20 protein-coding genes are annotated in these 23884 nt (G+C 72.0%); 5 read left to right on the top strand and 15 right to left on the bottom strand.

The annotated features are described in order from the left end of the window. From ACZ58X_RS33370 to ACZ58X_RS33415, 10 genes are all read right to left on the bottom strand, one after another. A partial coding sequence (locus tag ACZ58X_RS33370; RefSeq protein WP_470337329.1) for a hypothetical protein occupies nt 1-182 on the bottom strand: 182 nt, incomplete at its 3' end. A 99-nt stretch (nt 183-281) separates the two neighbouring features. Continuing rightward, on the bottom strand, nt 282-1805 hold the full coding sequence (locus tag ACZ58X_RS33375; RefSeq protein ID WP_470337330.1) for a CoA-acylating methylmalonate-semialdehyde dehydrogenase: 1524 nt from the start codon (nt 1803-1805) through the stop codon (nt 282-284). Nucleotides 1806-2037: 232 nt separating this feature from the next. Next, nucleotides 2038-2802, bottom strand: coding sequence for a nucleotidyl transferase AbiEii/AbiGii toxin family protein (locus ACZ58X_RS33380; protein WP_470337331.1), 765 nt, complete (start codon nt 2800-2802; stop codon nt 2038-2040). 110 nt (nt 2803-2912) lie between these two features. Continuing rightward, nucleotides 2913-3344 carry a bifunctional DNA primase/polymerase gene (locus ACZ58X_RS33385; protein ID WP_470337332.1) on the bottom strand — a complete coding sequence of 144 codons (432 nt, stop codon included), beginning with the start codon at nt 3342-3344 and terminating at the stop codon, nt 2913-2915. Between the two features lie 132 nt (nt 3345-3476). Next, nucleotides 3477-4871, bottom strand: a complete 1395-nt coding sequence (locus ACZ58X_RS33390) for an NAD(P)/FAD-dependent oxidoreductase (protein WP_470337333.1) — start codon at nt 4869-4871, stop codon at nt 3477-3479. 61 nt (nt 4872-4932) lie between these two features. Next, nucleotides 4933-5736, bottom strand: coding sequence for an ABC transporter permease (locus ACZ58X_RS33395; protein ID WP_188307049.1), 804 nt, complete (start codon nt 5734-5736; stop codon nt 4933-4935). After that, a complete protein-coding gene (locus ACZ58X_RS33400; protein ID WP_470337334.1) occupies nt 5736-6665 on the bottom strand; it encodes an ABC transporter permease in 930 nt (309 codons plus the stop codon). Before ACZ58X_RS33400 ends, ACZ58X_RS33395 begins: the two co-directional genes overlap by 1 nt. Further along, nucleotides 6662-7801 carry an ABC transporter ATP-binding protein gene (locus ACZ58X_RS33405; RefSeq protein ID WP_470337335.1) on the bottom strand — a complete coding sequence of 380 codons (1140 nt, stop codon included), beginning with the start codon at nt 7799-7801 and terminating at the stop codon, nt 6662-6664. The genes ACZ58X_RS33400 and ACZ58X_RS33405 overlap by 4 nt, the downstream gene beginning before the upstream one ends. Before the next feature lie 37 nt (nt 7802-7838). After that, the gene (locus ACZ58X_RS33410) at nt 7839-9098 is read right to left on the bottom strand and encodes a polyamine ABC transporter substrate-binding protein (protein WP_470337336.1); all 1260 of its coding nucleotides are present in this window, start codon (nt 9096-9098) and stop codon (nt 7839-7841) included. Between the two features lie 59 nt (nt 9099-9157). After that, the gene (locus ACZ58X_RS33415) at nt 9158-10669 is read right to left on the bottom strand and encodes a gamma-aminobutyraldehyde dehydrogenase (RefSeq protein ID WP_470337337.1); all 1512 of its coding nucleotides are present in this window, start codon (nt 10667-10669) and stop codon (nt 9158-9160) included. Nucleotides 10670-10925: 256 nt separating this feature from the next. On the opposite strand from ACZ58X_RS33415, the gene ACZ58X_RS33420 reads away from it, so the two are divergent. Beyond that, nucleotides 10926-12581: a PucR family transcriptional regulator gene (locus ACZ58X_RS33420; protein WP_470337338.1), complete on the top strand. Its 1656-nt coding sequence runs from the start codon at nt 10926-10928 to the stop codon at nt 12579-12581. Between the two features lie 12 nt (nt 12582-12593). Here ACZ58X_RS33420 and ACZ58X_RS33425 read toward each other — a convergent pair whose 3' ends face one another. The 3 genes from ACZ58X_RS33425 to ACZ58X_RS33435 form a co-directional block, all read right to left on the bottom strand. Next, nucleotides 12594-13811, bottom strand: a complete 1218-nt coding sequence (locus ACZ58X_RS33425) for a polyamine ABC transporter substrate-binding protein (RefSeq protein ID WP_470337339.1) — start codon at nt 13809-13811, stop codon at nt 12594-12596. Between the two features lie 72 nt (nt 13812-13883). Then, nucleotides 13884-15242 carry an aminotransferase class III-fold pyridoxal phosphate-dependent enzyme gene (locus ACZ58X_RS33430; protein ID WP_470337340.1) on the bottom strand — a complete coding sequence of 453 codons (1359 nt, stop codon included), beginning with the start codon at nt 15240-15242 and terminating at the stop codon, nt 13884-13886. A 253-nt stretch (nt 15243-15495) separates the two neighbouring features. Further along, a complete protein-coding gene (locus tag ACZ58X_RS33435) occupies nt 15496-16989 on the bottom strand; it encodes a gamma-aminobutyraldehyde dehydrogenase (protein WP_470337341.1) in 1494 nt (497 codons plus the stop codon). A gap of 250 nt (nt 16990-17239) precedes the next feature. Between ACZ58X_RS33435 and ACZ58X_RS33440 the strand changes: the two genes are divergently transcribed. The 4 genes from ACZ58X_RS33440 (at nt 17240) to ACZ58X_RS33455 (ending at nt 21280) form a co-directional block, all read left to right on the top strand. Continuing rightward, nucleotides 17240-17713 carry an Lrp/AsnC family transcriptional regulator gene (locus ACZ58X_RS33440; RefSeq protein ID WP_030306695.1) on the top strand — a complete coding sequence of 158 codons (474 nt, stop codon included), beginning with the start codon at nt 17240-17242 and terminating at the stop codon, nt 17711-17713. Further along, nucleotides 17710-19104, top strand: coding sequence for an aspartate aminotransferase family protein (locus ACZ58X_RS33445; RefSeq protein WP_360233231.1), 1395 nt, complete (start codon nt 17710-17712; stop codon nt 19102-19104). The genes ACZ58X_RS33440 and ACZ58X_RS33445 overlap by 4 nt, the downstream gene beginning before the upstream one ends. Before the next feature lie 225 nt (nt 19105-19329). Further along, nucleotides 19330-20085, top strand: a complete 756-nt coding sequence (locus ACZ58X_RS33450; RefSeq protein WP_470337342.1) for an ABC transporter ATP-binding protein — start codon at nt 19330-19332, stop codon at nt 20083-20085. A gap of 43 nt (nt 20086-20128) precedes the next feature. Beyond that, nucleotides 20129-21280 carry a hypothetical protein gene (locus ACZ58X_RS33455; protein ID WP_470337343.1) on the top strand — a complete coding sequence of 384 codons (1152 nt, stop codon included), beginning with the start codon at nt 20129-20131 and terminating at the stop codon, nt 21278-21280. Between the two features lie 28 nt (nt 21281-21308). Here ACZ58X_RS33455 and rlmN read toward each other — a convergent pair whose 3' ends face one another. Continuing rightward, nucleotides 21309-22409 carry a dual-specificity RNA methyltransferase RlmN gene (rlmN, locus tag ACZ58X_RS33460; RefSeq protein WP_470337344.1) on the bottom strand — a complete coding sequence of 367 codons (1101 nt, stop codon included), beginning with the start codon at nt 22407-22409 and terminating at the stop codon, nt 21309-21311. Nucleotides 22410-22490: 81 nt separating this feature from the next. Further along, a complete protein-coding gene (locus tag ACZ58X_RS33465) occupies nt 22491-23744 on the bottom strand; it encodes a phosphatidate cytidylyltransferase (RefSeq protein WP_470337345.1) in 1254 nt (417 codons plus the stop codon). Nucleotides 23745-23884 lie beyond the last annotated feature (140 nt).

Below are 23884 nucleotides of genomic sequence, written 5' to 3' on the forward strand. Positions count from 1 at the left end.
CGAATCCAGCCGCAATCCGATAAAAAGCGCACGCCGAATAAGCACCGAGCCGAGACGCGAAAAAGCGAAACGACCGGCACGAACCGGAAGTGGTGTTTCAAGGGATTGGCTGCCTCAGGACCGTCCGCGCAGATGCGTGTCCGGTGCTCCCTGCCGGGCAGCTCGAAGAACTGTACGCGCATCTGGGTCCGGATGCAAACGACCTGCAAAAGGGGGCAGGCCGGGCCCCGGGGAGAGGGGTCCGGCCTGCCTGGCGCGAGCGCGTCGAGCGCGCAGCCGGCTCAGCTGTTGGTGGGGAAGCCGAGGTTGATGCCGCCGTGCGAGGGGTCCAGCCAGCGCTGGGTCACGGCCTTGCCGCGGGTGAAGAACTGGACGCCGTCCGGGCCGTACGCGTGGGCGTCGCCGAACAGCGAGGCCTTCCAGCCGCCGAAGGAGTAGTAGGCGACCGGCACCGGGATCGGCACGTTGATGCCGACCATGCCGACCTCCACCTCGAACTGGAAGCGCCGGGCCGCGCCGCCGTCGTTGGTGAAGAGGGCGGTCCCGTTGCCGTACGGGTTGGCGTTGATGAGCGCCAGGCCCTCGTCGTAGGAGGCGACGCGCACGACGGAGAGGACCGGGCCGAAGATCTCGTCGTTGTAGACGGACATGCCGGGCTTCACGTGATCGAACAGCGTGGGGCCGAGCCAGAAGCCGTCGGCGGTCGGGCTGCCGTTCTTGTCCTCGGCGGTGACCGGGTGCTTGCGGCCGTCCACGGCGAGCTCGGCACCGTCGGCGAGGCCGGACTCCACGTAGGAGGTGACCTTGTCACGGTGCTGGCCGGTGACCAGCGGGCCCATCTCGGAGTCGCCGTTGCAGCCGGGGCCGACCTTCAAGGTGGCGATCCGCTGCTTGATCTTGTCGACCAGCTCGTCACCGATCGGGTCGACGGCGACCAGGACGGAGACCGCCATGCAGCGCTCGCCGGCCGCGCCGAAGCCGGCGTTGACGGCGGCGTCGGCAGCGAGGTCGAGGTCGGCGTCGGGCAGCACCAGCATGTGGTTCTTGGCGCCGCCGAGGGCCTGCACGCGCTTGCCGTAGCGGGTACCGGTCTCGTACACGTAGCGGGCGATCGGGGTGGAGCCGACGAAGCTGACGGACTTGACGTCCGGGTGCTCCAGCAGGCGGTCGACGGCCACCTTGTCGCCGTGCACGACGTTGAAGACGCCGTCCGGCAGGCCGGCCTCCTTCCACAGCCCGGCCAGGAAGTTGGCCGCGGACGGGTCCTTCTCGGAGGGCTTCACCACGACGGTGTTGCCGGCCGCGATGGCGATCGGGAAGAACCACATCGGCACCATGGCCGGGAAGTTGAACGGCGAGATGATCGCGACCGGGCCGAGCGGCTGGCGGATCGAGTAGACGTCGATGCCGGTGGAGGCCTGCTCGGTGAAGCCGCCCTTGATCAGCTGCGGGATGCCGCAGGCGTACTCGACGACCTCCAGGCCGCGGGCGATCTCGCCCAGCGCGTCCGAGTGCACCTTGCCGTGCTCGGCCACGATGATCTCGGCCAGCTCGTCCCGGCGGGCGTTCAGCAGCTCGCGGAAGGCGAAGAGCACCGTGCTGCGCCGGGCCACCGAGGCGGTGCGCCACTCGGCGAAGGCCGAGGCGGCGGCGGCCACGGCCTGGTCGACCTCGGCGATCCCGGCGAAGTCGACCTGGCCGGCGACCTGGCCGGTGGCCGGGTCGAAGATGTCACCGCGGCGGGGCGCGGCACCGGCGGTGGCGACCGACCGGCCGCCGATCCAGTGAGTGATGTGCTTGCTCAAGTCCGTCTGCCTCCGAAGTCCCGGGCGGCGTCCTGCCACCGGTCCGGTCTGGCGCCGCCCGCGAGAGGGTCGGGCGACGGGAAATCACGGGGCTACCGCGCTCGTCTCCCAGTCTGCTGGCCTCCGGAGCGCGGCTCAACGAACAGGCTGACGGGGATCGCGGATTCAGCCTTACAGGTCGTCCGGTCGTCCGCCCACTGCGCCGAACGGGTGGGGGTCACGGCCCGGCGGCTCAGGACTCCTCGTCCTCCAGGTACGGGTCGTGCAACCCGTCCGCCGCCTCCTGGGTCTCCAGCAGGTCCAGCCGGAGGTCCTGCGCCCAGGCCAGCGCCCACCGTTTGAGCCCGTCCACCGCGCCGGCCTCGACCCCGCGGGCACGGAACCGGCCGTCCGCCGCCTCGGCCAGCGTCTCCAGCCGGTCGGCGAGCCCGCCCGGCTGGAAGTCCGGGTCCAACTCCCCTGCCAGGGCCAGCAGTTCGCCCTCGCGGTAGTTGCGGGTGAGGGCGTGCACGTCGATCAGGTCGCGCGGCATGCCCCGGTCGACCAGCAGCGCGGTGGTCAGCGCCGCGGCGTCCTCCAGGGCCACCACCGGCAGCACCAGCGGGGGCCCGTCCGCCTCCGGGGCGCCGAAGTCCAACCGGACCGGCCGGTGGCCGAGCGGCTCCTTCCGCAGCTCCACCGAGTGGACCCGCCCGCCCAGCGCCAGCCGTACGGTCAGCTGTTCCAGCCGCGGCGTGCCGGGCCGTTCGGCGACCCCGCCGCCCGCCGCGCGGTACGCCTCGGTCAGTGCGGCGGCCACCTCGGGCAGGTCGGCGCCGCCGGTGGCCAGGGTGAGTCCGTCCTGTCGGCAGGCCGGGACCCCGTGGGCGCGCAGCGCGTGCCCGCCGGCCAGCGCCAGCCCGTACCGGGTGCAGACGGGCTCGGCGAGGGCGGCCAGGCGCAGCTGGGCGGCACCCGGCCGGAGGGAGGGGTCGACGGCGTGCGGGGCGGTGGTCACGCCTCCAGTCTGACCCGGGCGCCCGCCCCGCGCGCTGCCGCCGCGAACGGCCCGCGAACCTCCCGCGACCGGCACCCAGTCCGTCCGCGACCCGCCGCGACCCGCCCGCGCTACCAGCCGCCGAGCCCGGCCGCCGCCTCGTGCAGGGCCAGCTCCAGCAGCACCGGGTCGTTGAGCCGCCCGGAGCCGTCGGGCGGCACCAGCCAGCGCACGCCCCGGCTGCGGCGTCCGGGGTGCGGGACGACGATCCAGGTGCCCTCCCCCGCGCAGCGCACCCCGGTGCCGACCCAGCGGGCGGCGGTGCCGACGGGCACCAGGAAGCTGACGTGCTCCTCGCCGAAGTCGGTGAGGACCGGGCCGCGGAAGCCGGTGTCCAGCACGTCCAGTGCCGGTCGCCCGAGCCGCCCGGGGACGGCGAGGACGTCCCAGCGGCGCCCGGCCGGTAGCAGGACCAGGCCCAGCCCGGTGCGTTCCCACTGCTCCCGGAAGTCGTCCGGGTCCGCTGCCACCTGGGCGAGCCAGTGCAGTCCGGTGCTGTCCATGTCGTGTCCCCGCTCCTCGCCGTTTCCTACGGTCGGACGTGGCGGGAGTGCGAGACCCGCCGTCACCGAGGAGAGGCGGACGGCGGGTCCCTCTTACACGGGTCGCGGGAGATACCCCACGATCGGAGGTGGTCAGCTGTCGAAGCCGAGCCCCATCCGGTCGAGGGTGCGCAGCCAGAGGTTGCGGTGGCCGCCGTTGCGGTCGGCGCGCTCCAGCGAGCGGGTGGTGATCTCGATCCCGGCCCAGCGCACCGGTTCGGGCGGGAACGGCAGCGGCTTGGAGCGCACCATGTCCAGCGAGGTGCGCTCGGTGCGCTCGCCGGCCAGCAGGTCGAGCATCACCTCGGCGCCGAAGCGGGTGGCGCCGACGCCGAGCCCGGTGTAGCCGACGGCGTAGGCGACCTTGCCGCGGTAGGCGGTGTCGAAGAAGGCCGAGAAGCGGCTGCAGGTGTCGATGGCGCCGCCCCAGGCGTTGGTGAAGCGCAGCCCCTCCAGCTGCGGGAAGCAGCGGAAGAAGTGGTTGGCCAGGGTGCGGAAGGTCTCCGGGCGCTGGTCGTACTCGTGCCGGACGTGGCCGCCGTAGTGGTAGACGGCGTCGTAGCCGCCCCAGAGGATCCGGTTGTCGGCGGACAGCCGGAAGTAGTGGAACTTGTTGGCGCTGTCGCCGAGCCCCTGCCGGCCGCGCCAGCCGATCGAGGCGAGCTGTTCGTCGCTGAGCGGCTCGGTCATCAGCGCGTAGTCGTACACCGGGACGACGTACGGACGGACGCGCTTGAGCAGGGACGGGAAGACGTTGGTGCCGAGCGCGACCCGGCGGGCGTGGACCCGGCCGTACGGGGTGCGGGCGGCCATCCCGCTGCCGTGCTCGCGCAGCTCGGTGGCCCGGGTGTGCTCGTAGATCCGGACGCCCAGGCCCAGGCAGGCCTCCTTGAGGCCCCAGGCGAGCTTGGCGGGGTGGACCATCGCCACCCCGTCCTTGTCCCAGAGGCCGCCGAGGAAGGTCGGCGAGTTCACCTCGGCGCGCAGCTGGTCGGCGTCCAGGACGGTGAGCTCGAAGCCGTACCGGGCGACGGCCTCGGCGACCTCGTGCAGCTCCTCGACCTGGTGCGGCTGGGTGGCGACGTCGATCTCGCCGGTGCGCTCCCACTCGGCGTCGATGCCGTAGCGCTTGAGGGTGGCCTCGATGCCGTCCAGGTTGGCGGCGCCGAGGCGTTCCAGCTGGGCGAGTTCGGAGGGCCAGCGCTCCAGGCCGTTGCCGAAGCCGTGGGTGAGGCTGGCCGCGCAGAATCCGCCGTTGCGCCCGGACGCGGCCCACCCGACCTCGTGGCCCTCGACCAGGACGACGTCCAGCGAGGGGTCGCGCTCCTTGGCGATGAGCGCGGTCCACAGTCCGGAGTAGCCGCCGCCGACGACCAGCAGGTCGCAGGCGGTGTCGCCGACCAGGGCGGGCAGCGCCTCGGGCCGGCCGGGGTCCTCCAGCCAGAAGGGGGTGGGCCTGGCGTCACTGAGTGCGCGGGCGGAGTCCATGCATTATCAGCCACTTTCCACGAATAGGTGATGGTACGAACCACCGCTGACCGACCGTACGTCAGGCGGTGGCCTTGCGGCGGTTGCCGAGCCACTGGCCGGCCACGGTCAGCGCGACCGCGGCCACGAACATCGCGGTGCCGATGACGTTCACCTGCACCGGGATGCCGCGCTGCGAGGCGCCCCAGACGAACATCGGGAAGGTGACCGTGGTCGGGCCCGAGTTGAACTGGGTGATGATGAAGTCGTCGAAGGAGAGCGCGAAGCTGAGCAGCGCGCCGGCGGCGATGCCGGGGGCGGCCAGCGGGAGGGTGACCCGCAGGAAGGTCTGGACGGGGGTCGCGTAGAGGTCCTGGGCGGCCTGTTCGAGCCTCGGGTCCATGCTCATCACGCGCGCCTTGACCGCCGTCACGACGAAGCTCAGGCAGAACATGATGTGGGCGATGAGGATGGTGGTGAAGCCGAAGGGGATGCGCATGTTGAGGAACAGCGTCCCCAGCGAGGCGGCCATGACGACTTCGGGCATGGCCATCGGCAGGAAGATCATCGCGGTGGTGGCCGAGCGGCCGCGGAAGCGGTAGCGGGCCAGCGCGAAGGCGACCATGGTGCCGAGCACGGTGGCGCCGATGGTGGCGAGCACCGCGATCTGCAGGCTGAGCGAGAGCGACTGGCACATGTCGGCCACGCCGCAGGGGTTGGTCCAGGCGTCGGTGGAGAACTCGTTCCACTCGTAGTTGAACTTGCCGACCGGCTTGTTGAACGAGAAGGCCAGCACGACCAGGTTGGGCAGCACCAGGTAGGCCAGGGCCAGCAGGCCGGCCAGGACCACCAGATGGGCGCGGACCCACTTCAGGATGCGGGACATCAGACCAGTTCCTCCGTCCCGGCCTTGCGCATGTAGACCGTCACCATGCCCAGGATCAGGGCCATCAGGATGAAGCTCAGCGCTGCCGCCGTGGGGTAGTCGAGCACGTTCAGGAACTGCTTCTGGATGCCGTTGCCGACCATCTGCTCGCTCGGCGAGCCGAGCAGCTGGGCGTTGATGTAGTCGCCGGAGGCGGGGATGAAGGTGAGCAGGGTGCCCGCGACCACGCCCGGCAGCGAGATCGGGAAGGTGACCTTGCGGAAGGTGGTGAAGGGCCGGGCGTAGAGGTCGCCGGCCGCCTCGTGCAGCCGGGGGTCGATCCGCTCCAGCGAGGTGTACAGCGGGAGGATCATGAACGGCAGGAAGTTGTAGGTGAGGCCGCAGACCACGGCCAGCGGGGTGGCGAGCACCCGGTCGCCGGAGGTGAGCCCGACGGCGTTGGTGAGGTCCAGGACGTGCAGGGTGTTGAGCGCGCCGACCACCGGTCCGCCGTCGGACAGGATGGTCTTCCAGGCCAGCGTGCGGATCAGGAAACTGGTGAAGAACGGCGCGATGACCAGGATCAGGATGACGTTGCGCCAGCGCCGGCTCGCCTTGAAGGCGATGGTGTACGCCAGCGGGTAGCCGATGGCCAGGCAGAGCACGGTGGCGATGGCCGCGTAGGAGAACGAGCGGACGAAGTGCCACTTGTACTCGACCAGGGCGTCCCAGTAGGTGGCGAAGTGCCAGGTGACCTTGAAGCCCGCCTCCAGCGAGCCGGTCTGCAGCGAGGTGGACGCCTGGTACACCATCGGCACGGCGAAGAAGACGACCAGCCAGGCGATGCCGGGCAGCAGCAGCCAGTACGGGGTGAGCTTGCGCTTCGGCTTCGGCGCGGGCTCGCCGAGCGGGATGACCTGGGGGGCGGCCGCCGGGGTGGTGGTGGTCATGCGGCCTCCTCCGCGGTGCCCGCGTCGATCGCCTGCGCGGCGTCCAGGGCGAAGGAGTGCGCCGGGTTCCAGTGCAGCTGCACGGGGGCGCCGGGGACGATCCGGGCGTCGCGCTCCATGTTCTGCTCGAAGACGGTGACCTCCTGGCCGCTGTCGGTGCGCACCACGTACTGGGTGGAGACGCCGATGAAGCTGGAGTCGAGCACCGTGCCGGCGAGCCGGTTGCGGCCCTCGGCGACCGTCTCGGAGGCGTGGCTGATGGTGATCTTCTCCGGGCGCACGCCCAGGTGGACCAGCTTGGCCTCGGTGGCGCAGCGCGCCTTCGGCACCGCGAGCCGGCTGCCGGCGACGGTGAGCAGCAGGTCCCCGCCCGCGCCGCCGGTGACCTCGGCGGGCAGCAGGTTGGACTGGCCGAGGAAGTTGGCCACGAAGGTGGTGCCGGGGTTCTCGTACAGGTCGGCGGGCGCGCCGAGCTGCTCGACCCGGCCGCCGTTCATCACCGCGATGGTGTCGGCCATCGTCATGGCCTCCTCCTGGTCGTGGGTGACGTGCACGAAGGTGATGCCGACCTCGGTCTGGATCCGCTTGAGCTCCAGCTGCATCTGGCGGCGCAGCTTGAGGTCGAGGGCGCCGAGCGGCTCGTCCAGCAGCAGCACCTGGGGGTGGTTGATCAGGGCGCGGGCGACCGCGACGCGCTGCTGCTGGCCGCCGGAGAGCTGGTGCGGCTTGCGCCGGGCGTACTGGCCGAGCTCGACCAGTTCCAGCATGGACTCGACCTGCTTCTTCACGTCCTTCTTGCCGCGCCGGCGCAGGCCGAAGGCGACGTTCTCGAAGATGTCCAGGTGCGGGAAGAGCGCGTAGCTCTGGAAGACGGTGTTGACCGGGCGCTTGTACGGGGGCAGCGCGGTGACGTCCTGGCCGCCGATCAGGACGGTGCCGCTGGTGGGCTCCTCCAGGCCGGCGATCATGCGCAGGGTGGTGGTCTTGCCGCAGCCGGAGGCGCCGAGCAGGGCGAAGAAGGAGCCCTGGGGGACGGTCAGGTCGAGCGGGTGGACGGCGGTGAAGGAGCCATAGGTCTTGCCGATGCCGGTGAGGCGGACGTCGCCGCCGGCCGCGGCGCGCAGCTGGTCTGTCATGGGGTGTCTTCCTGGGTCTTTCTGCCGGGGGTGGGGGTCAGGCGCCGATGAGCTTGGAGAACTTCTGCTCGAAGTCGCTCTCCTCGGCCTCGGTGAGGGTGCGGAACACGTGCGCCTTGGCCGCCATCTCGGGGGTGGGTACGACCAGCGGGTTGGCCGCGCTGTCCGGGGCGAGGGTGGCGAGCTCGTCCTTCATCCCGGTGACGGCGGAGACGAAGCCGATGCCCGCGACCAGCTGCGCCGCGATCTTCGGCTGATAGTAGAAGTCGATCAGCTTCTCCGCGTTCGTCTTGTGCCGCGCCTTGGCCGGGACCAGCATGTTGTCGGTCGAGGCGAGGTAGCCCTTCTCCGGGATGACGAACTCGATGTCCGGGTTGTCGGCGCGCAGTTGGATCAGGTCGCCGCCCCAGGCGACGCAGGCGGCGATGTCCCCGGAGGACAGCTCCTGGCCGTAGTCGTTGCCGGTGAAGCGGCGGATCTGCTTGTTGTCCACGGCCTTCTGCATCCGGGCGATCGCGCCGGCGTAGTCGTCGGCGGTGAACTTCGCCGGGTCCTTGTCCATGTCGAGCAGGACCATCCCGATGCTGTCGCGCATCTCGGAGAGGAAGGTGACCCGGCCCTTGAGCTCGGGGTCGTCCAGCAGCTGGGAGACGCTGGTGACCTCCTTGCCCTTGGTCGCCTTCCGGTTGTAGGCGATGACGGTCTGGATGCCGGCCCAGGGGTAGGTGTAGAGCCGGCCCGGGTCCCAGTCGGGGGCGCGGAAGCGGGCCTCGACGTTGGTGATCGCGGTGGTGACGTTCGCCGGGTCGAGCTTCTGCGCCCAGCCGAGCCGGATCAGCCGGGCGGCCATCCAGTCGGTGAGCACCACCAGGTCGCGGCCGGTGTCCTGGCCGGCCGCCAGCTGCGGCTTGACCTTGCCGAAGAACTCGACGTTGTCGTTGACGTCCTCGTTGTACTTGACCTTGATGCCGGTGGCCGCGGTGAAGGCGTCCAGGGTGCCGTGCTTCTGCTTGTCCTTCTCGTCGGTGTCGACGTACAGCGGCCAGTTGGAGAAGTCGACCTCCTTCTCGCTCCCCGAGTGGTCCTCGGCGGCGTTGGCGGTCGAGTCACCGGTCGCCCTGGGGGCGGCCGGGATGCCGCAGGCCGCCAGGGTGCCCGCCCCGGCGGTCAGGGCGGCGGCGCGCAGCAGGGTGCGGCGGCCGACCGCGGCCCGGCCGCTGGTCAGACTGCGTTCCCAGGCCCTGCGGACGGGTTCGGGCAGACCGTCGGTGAGCTCGTTGAACGCCTTGAACGCCATGGAACGGGCCTCCTGGGGGGGGGACGGCGGGTGCGTGGGGGAGCACCCGGCCTGAGGGGTTATCGGTCTCCGAAGACGGTGCGGTGCCAGTCCTTGCGGGCCACCGCGGTGGTGTCGAACATGACGTGCTTGACCTGGGTGTACTCGTCCAGCGAGTACTGGGACATGTCCTTGCCGTAACCGGACGCCTTGTAGCCGCCGTGCGGCATCTCGCTGATGATCGGGATGTGGTCGTTGACCCAGACGCACCCGGCGGCGATCTCCCGGGTGGCGCGCAGCGAGCGGTGCACGTTGCCCGTCCAGGCGGAGGCGGCCAGGCCGTACGGGGTGTCGTTGGCGAGCCGCAGGCCCTCGTCGTCGCCGTCGAAGGGCAGCACCACCAGCACCGGGCCGAAGACCTCGCCCTGGACCACCTCGCTGTCCTGGACCGCACCGGTGATCAGGGTCGGCGCGTAGTAGGCGCCCCGGGTGAGGTCGAAGCCGTCGTGGCCCTTCTCCGGCGCGGGGCCGCCGGTGACGACGGTGGCGTAGGAGCGGGCGCGCTCGACGAACCCGGCCACCCGGTCCCGGTGGGCGAAGGAGACCAGCGGGCCGAGGTCGGTGTGCGGGTTGCGGGGGTCGCCGATCCGGACGGCCGCGAAGAGCTCGGCGACACCGGCCACGAAGGCGTCGTAGAGCGGGCGTTGGACGTACGCGCGGGTGGCGGCGGTGCAGTCCTGGCCGCCGTTGATCAGTGAGGCGGCGACGGCGCCGTGCACCGCGGCGTCCAGGTCGGCGTCGTCGAAGACCACGAACGGGGCCTTGCCGCCGAGCTCCAGGTGGGTGCGCTTGACGCTCGCGGTGGCGAGCTCGGCGACCCGCCTGCCGACGGCGGTGGAGCCGGTGAAGGAGACCATCGCGACCCCGGGGTGGGAGACCAGGTGCTCGCCGGCGGTGCGCCCGGCGCCGGTGACCACGTTGACCACGCCGTCCGGGATGCCCGCCTCGGTGCAGGCCCGGGCGAACATCACCGAGGTCAGCGGGGTCAGCTCGGCCGGCTTGAGGACGATGGTGTTGCCCGCCGCGATCGCCGGGAGGATCTTCCAGGCGGCCATCTGCAGCGGGTAGTTCCACGGCGAGATCGAGCCGACCACGCCGATCGCCTCGCGCCGGACGTAGGAGGTGTGGTCGCCGGAGTACTCGCCGGCCGCCTTGCCCTCCAGGTTGCGGGCGGCGCCGGCGAAGAACGCGGCGTTGTCGACGGTGCCGGGGACGTCGAACTCGGTGGCCAGCTTGACCGGCTTGCCGGTCTGCGCGGTCTCCACCCGGGCGAGGTCGGCGGCGTTCGCGCCCAGGACGGCGGCCAGCCGGGTGAGCGCCTCGGACCGGGCCCCCGGGGTGGCCGAGGACCAGCCGGGCAGGGCGTCCCGCGCGGCGGCGACGGCGGCGTCCACGTCCCCGGCGGTGGCCAGCGTGACCTCTTCGGCCACCGTGCCGTCGGCGGGGTTGACGACCTGGAAGGGCTCTCCGCTCCCCCGGGCCTGACGGCCCGCGATGTACTGCGCGCCCGTGCCGAAGTCGGTCAGGTCCATCTGGGTTCCTCCAAGAGCCGGCGGTTCGACCGCGCTGCGGCGAAACGCTTCCGCGGTGGGGGTCTGCGGTCCCGCTGACCTTGCCAACTGCGGGGTTGACGTGACAAGGGTCACTTCGACAGTCTCGACACGAAGGGCCTTACAGAGTGCAAGGCTCCTCGCAGGGCAACAGGTCGTCGCGACGATGCATGATTCACCTGACACTCTGTCCCCTTCACCCCCTCCCCTCCCACCTCCCCCGCCCTGGAGGCCCGCGATGCTCCCCACCGTCGCCCGTGTGCTCGACCTGGAGGTGATGCGGCGCGGCCTGCCCCAGGTGGTGGCCGGCGCCGACCACCTGGAGCGACCGGTCCGCTGGGTGCACGTCAGCGAGCTGCCCGACGTCGCCGGCGTGCTGCAGGGCGGCGAGCTGGTGCTGACCACCGGCATCGCGCTGCCCGAGGACCGCGAGGGCCTGGCCCGCTACGTCCGCGACCTGGACGACGTCGGCGTGGCCGGCCTGGTGGTCGAGTTCGGCCGGCGCTACTTCGACTCGCTCCCGCGCGCCCTGGTGCACGCCGCCGAGCAGCGCGGGCTGCCGCTGATCGCGCTCCGCCGCGAGGTGCGCTTCGTCGCCGTCACCGAGGCCGTGCACGCCCTGGTGGTGAACGCCCAGCTGGAGCAGCTGCGGGTCTCCGAGTCGGTCCACCAGGTCTTCAACGAGCTGGTGGTCGAGGGTGCCGAGCCGCCCGAGGTGATCCGCCAGGTGGCCCGGATGGCGGGCGCGCCGGTCGTCCTGGAGAACCTGGCCCACCAGGTGCTCGCCCACGACAGCGCCGGACGCCCCGAGGCCGAGCTGCTGGAGGACTGGGAGCGCCGCTCGCGCGGGGTCCGCCCGCCCGGCCGCACCGGCCACGACCCGCGCAGCGGCTGGCTGGTGACCACCGTCGGCGCCCGCGGCCAGGACTGGGGCCGGCTGGTCCTGGTGCTGGAGCCGGGCCCGCTGCCGGAGGGCGAGGCCCACCCGCACGCCATGCTGCTGGAGCGCGGCGCCTCCGCGCTGGCGCTCAACCGGCTGGTGGTGCGCGACCGGGAGAGCCTGGAGCGGCAGACCCACCGCACCCTGCTCTCCGGCATCCTCACCCACGCGCTGACCGTCTCCGAGGTGGCCCTGCGCGCCCAGGCGCTCGGCGTCCCGCTGGACGGCCGACGGCTGGTCGGCGTGGTGCTGCGCCAGCGCCGGGGGCCGATCCCGGCCGCGCTGGAGGCCCAGGCCCGGCTGCGCGACTTCACCGAGCTGGCGGCCGGCGCGGTGCGGGCCAGCCGGCTCTCCGCCCTGGTCGGCGCGCTGGACGACGAGGGCGTCGGCCTGCTGATCGCGCTCGGCGCCCAGCAGGACGAGCACTCCGCGCTGGAGGCCTTCTCGGCCACCCTGCGCCGGATGTCCGCCGAGTCCGGCCGGGAGCCCGCCGACACCCCGGGGCCGGTCGTCGCGGTCGGCTCCTCGGTCGGCTCGGTCCGCGACGCCCGGCGCACCCTGCTGGAGGCCGCCCAGGTCGCCGACGCGGCCCTGCACGACGCGCCCGGCGGGGGCCGGACCGCCTCCTACTACCGGCTGCCGGACGTCCGGCTGCGCGGCCTGCTCCACCTGCTGCGCGACGACTCCCGCCTGCAGACGTACGTGGAGCGGGAGTTGGGCCCGCTGCTGGCCCACGACGCCGAGCACAACGGCCAGTTGGTGCAGATGCTGCGGATCTACCTGGAGCAGGGCCGGAACAAGTCGGCGGCGGCCGACGCCGCGCACCTGTCCCGGCCGTCCTTCTACGACCGGCTGCACAAGGTCGAACGGATCCTCGGCGTCGACCTCGACCAGGTGGAGTCCTGCCTCTCCCTGCACGTGGCGCTGCTCGCCCTGGACGCCGTGCGCCGGTAGGGCCGGACGGGGTCACACCCCGGTGATGCGCCCCCAGACCTTGTGCAGCTCCGGCCGCTCGGCCGAGGTGACGTCCCGCATGCTGCGCAGCCGGGCGCGCATCTCCTCGGTCGGGAACACCAGCGGGTTCTCGGCGAGTTCGGCCTTGTCCTTGTCCCCGCTGTCCGCCAGCACCTCGCGGGCGGCCGGCACCGGGCAGATGTACTGGACGGCCGCGGCGAGCTCGGCGGCCACCTCGGGCTGGTAGTAGTAGTCGACCAGCAGCTCGGCGTTGCGCTTGTGGACGGCCCGGTTGGGGATCATCAGGCTCTCCGCCCACAGCTCGCCGCCCTCCTCCGGCACCACGAAGGCGATGTCGGGGTTCTCCGCGGTGAGCTGGACGGCGTCACCGGAGTAGGCCTGGCAGGCGATCGCGGCACCGGAGGCGAGGTCGCTGGTGTAGTCGTTGCCGGTGAAGCGGCGGACATGCCCGGTGTCGACCATCCGCTGCACCAGGTCCATCGCCTTGTGCGCGTCGTCGTCCCCGAACCGGGCGATGTCCGCGCCCTGGGAGAGCATCAGCAGCCCGAGCGCCTCGTCCAGCCCGGCGAACAGCGTGATCCGGCCCTTGAGGTCGGGCGCCCAGAGGTCGGCGGTGGACCTGAGCTCCCGGCCGAGCGCCTTGCGGTTGTACGCGATGCCGGTGATCCCGGACTGCCAGGGCACGCTGCGCCGGCGTCCCGGGTCGAAGACCGGGTTCGCCAGCTGCGGGTCCAGGTTGGCGGTGACGTTGGGCAGGTTGGCCCGGTCCATCGCCTGCACCCAGCCCAGCGAGACGTACCGCCCGGCCATCCAGTCGCTGATCACCATCAGGTCCCGGCCCGGGTCCGCGCCCTGGGTGAGCACCGGGCTGATCTTGCCGAAGAACTCGTCGTTGTCGTTGATGTCCTCGGTGTAGGTGACCGCGATCCCGGTCTTCTCGCTGAACGCGTCCAGGGTCGGGCGCTTGCCCTGGTCGTCGGTGTCGATGTACTGCGTCCAGTTGGAGAAGTTCAGCCGCTTGTCGTGCTCCGAGCGGTCCGGTGCCGAACGGCGGTCCTCGGCGACGTACGCGGACGGGATGCCGCAGCCGGTCAGCGTGCCGGCGCCGAGCAGCGCGGCCCCGCCGAGGACGGAACGCCGGCGCAGGCGCGTCGGGCCCTGCGGGCGGTCGGCGGAGGATCGGCGGGTCGGGGTGGAGCTGCGGGACATGTGGGGGCCTTCCGGAGCGTGGAACGGCCCCGGGAACACGCGGGTGCGCCCGGGGCCGTCCTGGTAGGTACGTCAGACGGTGTGCGCGTCGGCCAGCGACAGCGCCTCGTCCAGCACCGCGAGGCCGGCCTTGGCCTCCTCCTCGGTGACGGTGCACGGCGGGACGACGTGGAAGCGGTTCATGTTGACGAACGGCCAGAGCCCGCGCTGCTTGCAGGCGGCGGCCAGCTCGGCCATCGGCGCGTTGGCGGCGCCCGCGGCGTTGTAGGGGACGAGCGGCTCCCGGGTCTCCCGGTCCTTCACCAGGTCGAGCGCCCAGAACACGCCCAGGCCGCGCACCTCGCCGATCGAGGGGTGCCGCTCGGCCAGCTCGCGCAGACCGGGGCCGAGCACCGTCTCGCCGATGTGCTTGGCGTTCTCGACGATGCCCTCCTCCGCCATGGCGTTGATGGTGGCCACCGCCGAGGCGCAGGCCAGCGGGTGCCCCGAGTAGGTGAGCCCGCCGGGGAACGGCCGCTCGGCGAAGGTGGCGGCGATCTCGGCGTTGATCGCCACGCCGCCCAGCGGGACGTAGCCGGAGTTGACGCCCTTGGCGAAGGTCATCAGGTCCGGCACCACGCCCCAGTGGTCGGCGGCGAACCACTCGCCGGTGCGTCCGAAGCCGGCCATCACCTCGTCCAGGACGAACACGATCCCGTGGCGGTCGCAGATCTCCCGCACCCCGGCCAGGTAGCCCGGCGGCGGGATCAGGATGCCGGCGGTGCCGACCACGCTCTCCAGGATGACCGCGGCCACCGTGCCCGGTCCCTCGAAGGCGATCACCTGCTCCAGGTGCGCCAGCGCGCGCTCGCACTCCTGCGCCTCGTCCTCGGCGTGGAAGTTGGAGCGGTAGGCGTACGGGCCCCAGAAGTGCACCACGCCGGAGACACCGGTCTCGTTGGCCCAGCGCCGCGGGTCGCCGGTGAGAGCGATCGCGTTGGCGGTGGCGCCGTGGTACGAGCGGTAGGTGGAGAGCACCTTCTGCCGGCCGGTGTGCAGCCGGGCCATCCGGATGGCGTTCTCGACCGCCTCGGCGCCGCCGTTGGTGAAGAAGATCTTGTCCAGGTCGCCCGGGGTGCGCTCGGCGATCAGCCGGGCCGCCTCGCTGCGCGCCTCGACCGCGAAACCGGGGGCGATCGTGCAGAGCTTCGCCGCCTGCTCCTGGATCGCGGCGACCACCTTCGGGTGCTGGTGCCCGATGTTGGTGTTCACCAGCTGCGAGGAGAAGTCGAGGTAGCGGTTGCCGTCGTAGTCCCAGAAGTACGAGCCCTCGGCGCCGGCCACCGCGAGGGGGTCGATCAGCGCCTGGGCGGACCACGAGTGGAAGACGTGCGCGCGGTCGGCGGCCTTGACCGCCTTTCCGGCGGCTGAGTCAGCGGTGGGGATGCTCATGCCGGTAAGGCTAGGGCCGAGCGCCCCCGAAGTGCAGTTTCATCCTGTCAGCCGGACGCGCGACCCGCCGACAGGGTGCAAAGCGACAGGGCCCGGGTCGAAAAGACCCGGGCCCCTTGTCAGTTCAGCTGATTGTTCAGATCGCGGTCATACCCCGCCCGATGGTCACGACCCGCTAGATCGCGGTCATGACGTGCCCGATGGTCATGACCCGCTAGATCGCGGTCATACGGTGCCCGATGGTCACGACCCGCTAGATCGCGGTCATGACGTGCTTCACCCGGGTGTAGTCCTCGAAGCCGTACGCCGACAGGTCCTTGCCGTAGCCGGACTTCTTGAACCCGCCGTGCGGCATCTCGGCGACCAGCGGGATGTGGGTGTTGATCCAGACGCAGCCGAAGTCCAGGCGGCGGGACATCCGCATGGCGCGGGCGTGGTCCTTGGTCCAGACCGAGGAGGCCAGCGCGAACTCGACGCCGTTGGCGTACTCGACGGCCTGGTCCTCGTCGGTGAACTTCTGCACGGTGATGACCGGGCCGAAGACCTCGTTCTGGATGATCTCGTCGTCCTGCAGCAGGCCGGAGACGACGGTCGGGGCGTAGAAGTAGCCCTTGTCGCCGACCCGGTGGCCACCGGCCTCGACCTTGGCGTGGGCGGGCAGCCGCTCGATGAAGCCGGCCACCTGCTTGAGCTGGTTGGCGTTGTTCAGCGGGCCGTAGAGCACGTCCTCGTCGTCCACGCCGCCGGTCTTGGTCTCGGCCGCGGCCTTGGCCAGCGCCTCGACGAAGGCGTCGTGGATCGACTCGTGCACCAGCACGCGGGTGGCGGCGGTGCAGTCCTGGCCGGCGTTGAAGTAGCCCGCCACCGAGATGCCCTCGACGGCCTCGGCGATGTCGGCGTCCTCGAACACCACGACCGGGGCCTTGCCGCCCAGCTCCAGGTGGACCCGCTTGACGTCCTTGGAGGCCGACTCGGCGACCTGGATGCCGGCGCGCACCGAACCGGTGATGGAGGCCATCGCCGGGGTCCGGTGCTCGACCATCAGCTTGCCGCTCTCGCGGTCGCCGCAGATGACGTTGAAGACGCCGGCCGGCAGCTCCAGGTCCTTGAGGACGCCGCCGATGATCTCGGCCAGCAGCACGGTGGAGGCCGGGGTGGTGTCCGAGGGCTTGAGGACCACGGTGTTGCCCGCGGCGATGGCCGGGGCGAACTTCCAGACCGCCATCATCATCGGGTAGTTCCACGGCGCGACCTGGGCACAGACGCCGACCGGCTCGCGGCGGATGATCGAGGTCATGCCGTCCATGTACTCGCCGGCGGCCTTGCCCTCCAGCAGCCGGGCGGCACCGGCGAAGAAGCGGATCTGGTCCACCATCGGGCCGATCTCCTCGGAGAGGGTCAGCGCGCGGGGCTTGCCGGTGTTGCGCACCTCGGCGTCGACGAGCTCGTCGGCCCGGGTCTCGACCGCGTCGGCGATCTTGAGCAGCAGCTTCTGCCGGGTGCTCGGGGTGGCGTCGCGCCAGACCGGGAAGGCGGCGGCGGCCGAGGCCATGGCCGCGTCCACGTCAGCGGCACCGGACAGCGGCGACGTCGCGTAGACCTCGCCCGTGGTCGGGTCGACGATGTCGAGCGTGCGGCCGTCTGCCGCGTCGACGAACTCACCGTTGATGTAGTTGCGCAGCGTGCGAAGGTCGCTCACGGGTCTCTCCTCGGTCTGGGCCTGCGGCGTTGCAGATTCCGGCGCCATGGTACGTCGACGGATCCGGCCTACGAAGGGTGCCGAGTGGCCCGGCCGGGAGCGGCGCGGTCCACTGGTGGCGGAATGCGCGCCGCCCTGCGGGGGCGCGCGCGTACCGTGCCAGAGTAGCCGCAGGACTGCCGGGATCGACAGGCGCGGTACGCATCTGCGATGAAATCCGCATGGGATTTCAAGGAGCACGACGAAATCAGCAGTTTCCACGCTTGCGAACGGGGGAACGATCAGGCACAGTGGCCGCGTGGCCAACCGCGACCGGAACGCGAGTGTTCCCCTCGACGCCGCCTCCAAGGCGATCATCGAGCAGCTCCAGGAGGACGGGCGCCGCCCGTACGCCGCCATCGGCAAGGCCGTCGGCCTGTCCGAGGCAGCCGTACGGCAGCGCGTCCAGAAGCTGCTCGACCAAGGCGTGATGCAGATCGTCGCCGTCACGGACCCGCTCACCGTCGGCTTCACCCGCCAGGCGATGGTCGGGATCCGGGTCGAGGGCGACATCGAGCCCGTCGCCGACGCGCTGGCCGCCCTCGACGAGGTCGACTACGTCGTCTGCACCGCAGGCTCGTTCGACCTCCTGGCCGAACTGGTCTGCGAGGACGACGAGCACCTGCTCGAAATGATCAACAAGCGCATCCGCGCGCTTCCCGGCGTGCGGAGCACCGAGAGCTTCGTTTACCTGAAACTCCGGAAACAGACCTACACCTGGGGCACCCGATGACAGCCGACCCGGCGCAGAAGGACCTTTCCAAGACCGCCTACGACCACCTGTGGATGCACTTCACCCGCATGTCGTCGTACGAGAACTCCCCCGTGCCGACCATCGTCAAGGGCGAGGGCACGTACATCTGGGACGACAAGGGCCGGAAGTACATCGACGGCCTGGCCGGCCTGTTCGTCGTGCAGGCCGGTCACGGCCGCACCGAGCTCGCCGAGGTCGCCGCCAAGCAGGCCAAGGAACTCGCGTTCTTCCCGATCTGGAGCTACGCGCACCCCAAGGCCGTCGAGCTGGCCGAGCGCCTGGCCAACTACGCCCCGGGCGACCTCAACAAGGTCTTCTTCTCCACCGGTGGCGGCGAGGCCGTCGAGACCGCCTGGAAGCTCGCCAAGCAGTACTTCAAGCTGATCGGCAAGCCGACCAAGTACAAGGTCATCTCCCGCGCCATCGCCTACCACGGCACCCCCCAGGGCGCGCTGTCCATCACCGGCCTGCCGGGCCTCAAGGCCCCGTTCGAGCCGCTGGTGCCGGGCACCCACAAGGCCCCGAACACCAACATCTACCGCGCCCCGCACTACCTCGAGGGCCCCGACGGCACCGTCGACCCCGAGGCGTACGGCCGCTGGTGCGCCGACCAGGTCGAGGAGGCCATCCTCTTCGAGGGCCCCGAGACCGTCGCCGCCGTCTTCGTCGAGCCGGTGCAGAACGCCGGCGGCTGCTTCCCGCCGCCGCCCGGGTACTTCCAGCGTCTGCGCGAGATCTGCGACCGCCACGACGTGCTGCTGGTCTCGGACGAGGTCATCTGCGCCTTCGGCCGCCTCGGCACCATGTTCGGCGCCGACAAGTTCGGCTACGTGCCGGACATGATCACCTGCGCCAAGGGCATGACCTCGGGCTACTCCCCGATCGGCGCCACGATCATCTCGGACCGCATCGCCGAGCCGTTCTACAAGGGTGACAACACCTTCCTGCACGGCTACACCTTCGCCGGCCACCCGGTCTCCTCCGCCGTGGCGCTCGCCAACCTCGACATCTTCGAGCGCGAGGGCCTCAACCAGCACGTGCTCGACAACGAGTCGCGCTTCCTGGGCACCCTGAGCAAGCTGCGCGACCTGCCGATCGTCGGCGACGTCCGCGGCAACGGGTACTTCTACGGCATCGAGCTCGTCAAGGACAAGGTCACCAAGGAGAGCTTCAACGACGAGGAGACCGAGCGCGTGCTCTACGGCTTCCTGTCGAAGGCCCTCTTCGACAACGGCCTGTACTGCCGCGCCGACGACCGTGGCGACCCGGTCGTCCAGCTGGCCCCGCCGCTGATCTCCGACCAGTCGACCTTCGACGAGATCGAGCAGATCCTGCGGACCAGCCTCACCGACGCGTGGGCGAAGCTCTGATCCCCTGAGCCCTCCTCCCCACCCTCCGCCGAAGGGCGGCCCCGCACCCGCGGGGCCGCCCTTCGGCGTTCACGCAACGCCACGGAACATCACAGTCGTACGACCAAACATGCCTGAATGCGGGTGATTTGCCCGTGATGGACCAGAGCGCCGCAACCGCGACCGGCCCCGGTCGTTCTAATCTGACGACTGTCATATCCCTGCGGCCACCCAGGATGGAACCTCATGTCAGCGGCACCGCCTGACAACGACGTGCTGTGGGCCCGAGGGATCGTCAAGTCCCACGACGGCACCCCCGCCCTGCGCGGCATCTCCATCGGCGTCCGCGAGGGCGAGGTGCTCGCCGTCACCGGCCCGCGCGGCTGCGGCAAGAGCACCCTGCTCGGCTGCCTCTCCGCCCAGCTCCCGGTCGACGAGGGCGAGGTCTGGTTCAACAGCTCCCCCGTCCACACCCTCGGCCGCGCCGGACGCGAACGGCTGCGCCGCGACCGCTTCGGCTTCGTCGGCTCCGAGCCCCACCTGGTGCCCGAGCTCAGCGCCCGCGAGAACGTCGCCCTGCCGCTGCTGCTCGCCGGCGCCGGCAACAAGGCCGCCTACACCGCCGCCGACGAGTGGCTGGAGCGCCTGGACGTCGGCGAGATCGGCCGCCGGCGCCCCGACCGGCTGGTCCAGAGCCAGCGCCAGCGGATCGCCGTGGCCCGCGCCCTCGCCCCGCTGCCGCCCGTCGTCTTCGCCGACGACCCCACCGCCCCGCTGCACCGCGAGGCCGCCGACCAGGTCCTGCGGATACTGACCAGCGCGGCCCGCTCGCACCAGCTCACCCTCGTCCTGGCCACCCACGACCCCGAGCTCGTCCGGTTCGCGGACCGCGCCGTCGCCCTCGTCGACGGACGCCTCACCGCCCCCGCCGCCCCCGTCCCGCGCGGCGCCGCCGCCCCGGGCGCGACCGGTGCCTCCGCCGTCACGGCCACCCGCCGCTGACCGCCCCAGTCGCTGACAGAGCCGAGCCGCTGAAAGAGTCGACGTGTTCTACCTCCGTCTGGCCCGGGGCTACCGGGTGCCCGACCTCGGCCGCTGGCTGCTCACCGCACTGGCGGCCGCCGTCGTCGCCGCCTTCCTGCTGCGCTCCCTCGGCCGCGCGCTGAGCGACCCGCTCGGCGGCGCCGACGCGTTGGCGCGACTGCTCTGGTGCCTGCCGCCGCTCGCCGCCGTCGCCTGGTTCGCGGCCGTCGCCGCCCGCTCGGTGCCCGCCCGACGGCCCGAGCGGATCGCCGGCCTCACCGCCGCCGGGGCCGGCTCCCGCCGGATCCGCACCCTGATCGCCGGCGAGGTCGCCCTCGCCTGCACCCTCGGCAGCGTGCTCACCCTGCTGGTCTTCCTGGTGCTGCGCAACGACATCGCCGGCCCCTCGCTCGCCCCCGACCTCGGCATGGGCGTGCCGCTGCCCGCCGCCGCGCCGGTCACCCTGCTCGCCCTGGTCCCGTTCACCGCCGGCCTCGCCGCCGGCTTCTCGGTGCCCGTCGCCGAGACCCTGCCCGGCGGCCGCACCCGCGGCCGGACCGGCTTCGGCCCGCTGCGGATCGCCGTACCGGTCGGACTCGTGGTCATCGGTGCCGCGCTCGAACTCATCGCCCTGCGGCCCGGCGCCCCCGCCGACGGCCGTCCGATCCACCTGCCCGCCGGACTCGGCACCACCAGCACCGCTGCCCTCGGCGGCTGGGCCGGCGGCGCGCTCGGCCTCGCCCTGCTCACCGGCCCGCTGCTCGCCTGGACCGGACGGCTGCTCGCCCTCGGCCGGCCCACCCCGCTGCGGCTGCTCGCCGGACGCGGCCTCACCGCCCAGGCCCGTCGGCTCGGCCCGCCGCTGGCCGTGCTCACCCTGGTCGTCGCCCTGGTGCTGACCACCGTCCGCTACTGGATCGGCACCCCCGACAGCGCCGACGCGCTGCCCGCCGTCGAGGCCTGCCTGGTGCTCGGCTGCACGGTCGCCGCGGTGATCGCCCGGCTCGCCGAGGTCCGCACCGACCGCCGGGAGATCACCGAGGCGCTGCTGCGCCTCGGTGCCTCGCCCCGACTGCTGTTCGGCGCGGTCGCCCTGCGCACCCTCGCGGTGGGCACCACCCTGCTGCTGACCGGCGGGGCGACCGCCGCGCTGGCGGCCGCCGGACTGCGTTAGCCCTCCGCCGGTCCTGCTACCGCGGTCCTCAGCCCGCCGCGGCGAGCTGGCCGCAGGCGCCGTCGATCTCCTGGCCGCGGGTGTCGCGGACAGTGGTCGGCACGCCGTGCGACTGGAGCCGACGGACGAACTCGCGCTCGTCCTCGGGCCGGGAGGCGGTCCACTTGGACCCCGGGGTCGGGTTCAGCGGGATCAGGTTGACGTGCACCCGGTGGTTCTTGATCAGCCGGCCGAGCAGGTCGGCGCGCCAGGCCTGGTCGTTGATGTCCTTGATCAGCGCGTACTCGATGGAGATCCGGCGGCCGGACTGCTCCGCGTAGTTCCACGCCGCGTCCAGCACCTCGGCGACCTTCCACCGGGTGTTCACCGGGACCAGCTCGTCGCGCAGCTCGTCGTCCGGCGCGTGCAGCGACAGCGCCAGGCGGCAGCTGAGGCCCTCGTCCGCCAGCCGGTTCATGGCCGGCACGAGACCGACCGTGGAGACCGTGATACCGCGCTGGGACAGGCCGAAGCCGTCCGGAGCCGGGTCGGTCAGCCGGCGGATCGCGGCCAGCACCCGGTTGTAGTTGGCCAGCGGCTCGCCCATGCCCATGAAGACCACGTTCGACAGCCGCGCCTCGCCACCGGGGATCTCGCCGGCCTTGAGCGCGCGCATCCCGGCGGCGATCTGCTCGACGATCTCGCCGGTCGACAGGTTGCGGGTCAGCCCCGCCTGGCCGGTGGCGCAGAACGGGCAGTTCATGCCGCAGCCGGCCTGCGAGCTGATGCACATGGTGACCCGGTCCGGGTAGCGCATCAGCACCGACTCGACGAGCGTGCCGTCGAACAGCTTCCAGAGCGTCTTGCGGGTGGTGTCGTCGTCGCAGGAGACGTGCCGGACCACCGACATCAGCTCGGGCAGCAGGCTCTCGGTCAGCTTCTCCCGGCTGCCGGCGGGGATGTCCGTCCAGCTCGCCGGGTCGTTCGACATCCGGCCGAAGTAGTGGTTGGAGAGCTGCTTGGCGCGGAACGGCTGCTCGCCCAGCTCGGCGACGGCCTCCTTGCGCTCGGCGGGGCTCAGGTCGGCGAGGTGTCGCGGGGGCTTGGCGCCGCGCGGCGCGACAAAGGTGAGTTCTCCGGGCTTAGGCATGGTTGTTCCAGTGTCGCAGACGCGCGGGGGCCCCGGACGCCTGGCATCCGGGGCCCCGTTGCGCAACGGTCGGTGGGCGGGTCAGCTCCCGACGAAGGCCGCCAGCAGCAGCCAGACCACCGGGGCGGTCGGCAGCAGCGAGTCCAGCCGGTCCATGATGCCGCCGTGGCCGGGCAGCAGGGTGCCCATGTCCTTGATCCCGAGGTCGCGCTTGATCATCGACTCGCCCAGGTCGCCCAGGGTCGCCGTGACCGCGGCGCAGCCGCCCAGGATCAGGCCCTGCCACCAGCTGCCGCCGTCGATGATCAGCTGCATCAGCACGGCGCCGGCCAGCATCGACAGGCCGATGCCGCCGGCCAGGCCCTCGCGGGTCTTGCCGGGGCTGATCGTCGGGGCCAGCTTGGTCCGGCCGAACTTGTAGCCCACCGCGTAGGCGCCGGTGTCGCTGCAGATCGTGACGATCAGGAAGAGCACGATCCGCTGGGGGCCGTCGTCGGCCGCCAGCATCATCGCCACGAAGGTCGCCAGGAACGGCACGTAGAAGGCGGTGAACACCCCTGCCGTTATGTCCCGCAGGTAGTTCTCCGGCGGTTCGGCCATCCGCCAGACCATCACCGCCAGTCCGGTCAGCGCGAGCGAGGCCGCGGCCCACTCGACGCCGGCCCAGTAGCCGGTGGCGATCATGGCGATGCCGCCCACGACCAGCGGGATCAGCGGCGCCTTGATCTGCTTGCGCTCGGACAGCCGACTGGTCAGCTCCCAGACGCCGACCGACGCCGCGGCCATCACCACGAACAGGAACAGCGCCTTGACGACGAAGAGCGAGGCGATGATCACCACGCCGAGGCCGACCCCCACGCCTATGGCGGCCTGGAGGTTACGGCCGCCGCGCTGCTTGCGCGGCTCCGGCTGCGGGGCGGGCTGGGCGGCCACGGGTGTCTCCTGCCCTGGATGGGACGACGGCACGAAGGGGGGCTGCCCGGCCGCCCAGTGGCGCTGCGGCGGCGCGGGATGCACCGGAGCCCCCGGGTACGGCGGGGTGCCGTGGCCGGGGGCGGGGGTGGCGTCGTCGGTTATCGCGCGCAGCACGACCGTCTCCGTCACGCCCGGCGGCGGCGTCCCGGGCTGCTCGTCCCGGAACAGCGGCCCGCCCGCCCGACCGGCCTGCCCGGCCTGGTCGGCGGCGGGACCGGCCGGAGCGCCGGCCGGGCCGCCGACCGGTCCGTTCGCGGGGCCGTTGACCGGGCCGTTCGCGGGGCCGTTGACCGGGCCGTTCGCCGACCCGTGGTCGGGCGCACCGGGGTGCGGGCCGGGATCGGCCGGTACGGGAGGCATGACCTGAGTCTCCTCCGCGTCGCCGCCCCAGTACACCGGAGGCTGCTGCGAGTGATCCGAACGGAGGTCCTGGTCCCCCGGGACGGCACCCGGCCCGCCCTGGTGGGCGGCCCGGGGCTCCGGGTGACCGGGGTGCCCCG

It is taken from the genome of Kitasatospora sp. NPDC040550, assembly GCF_055594965.1.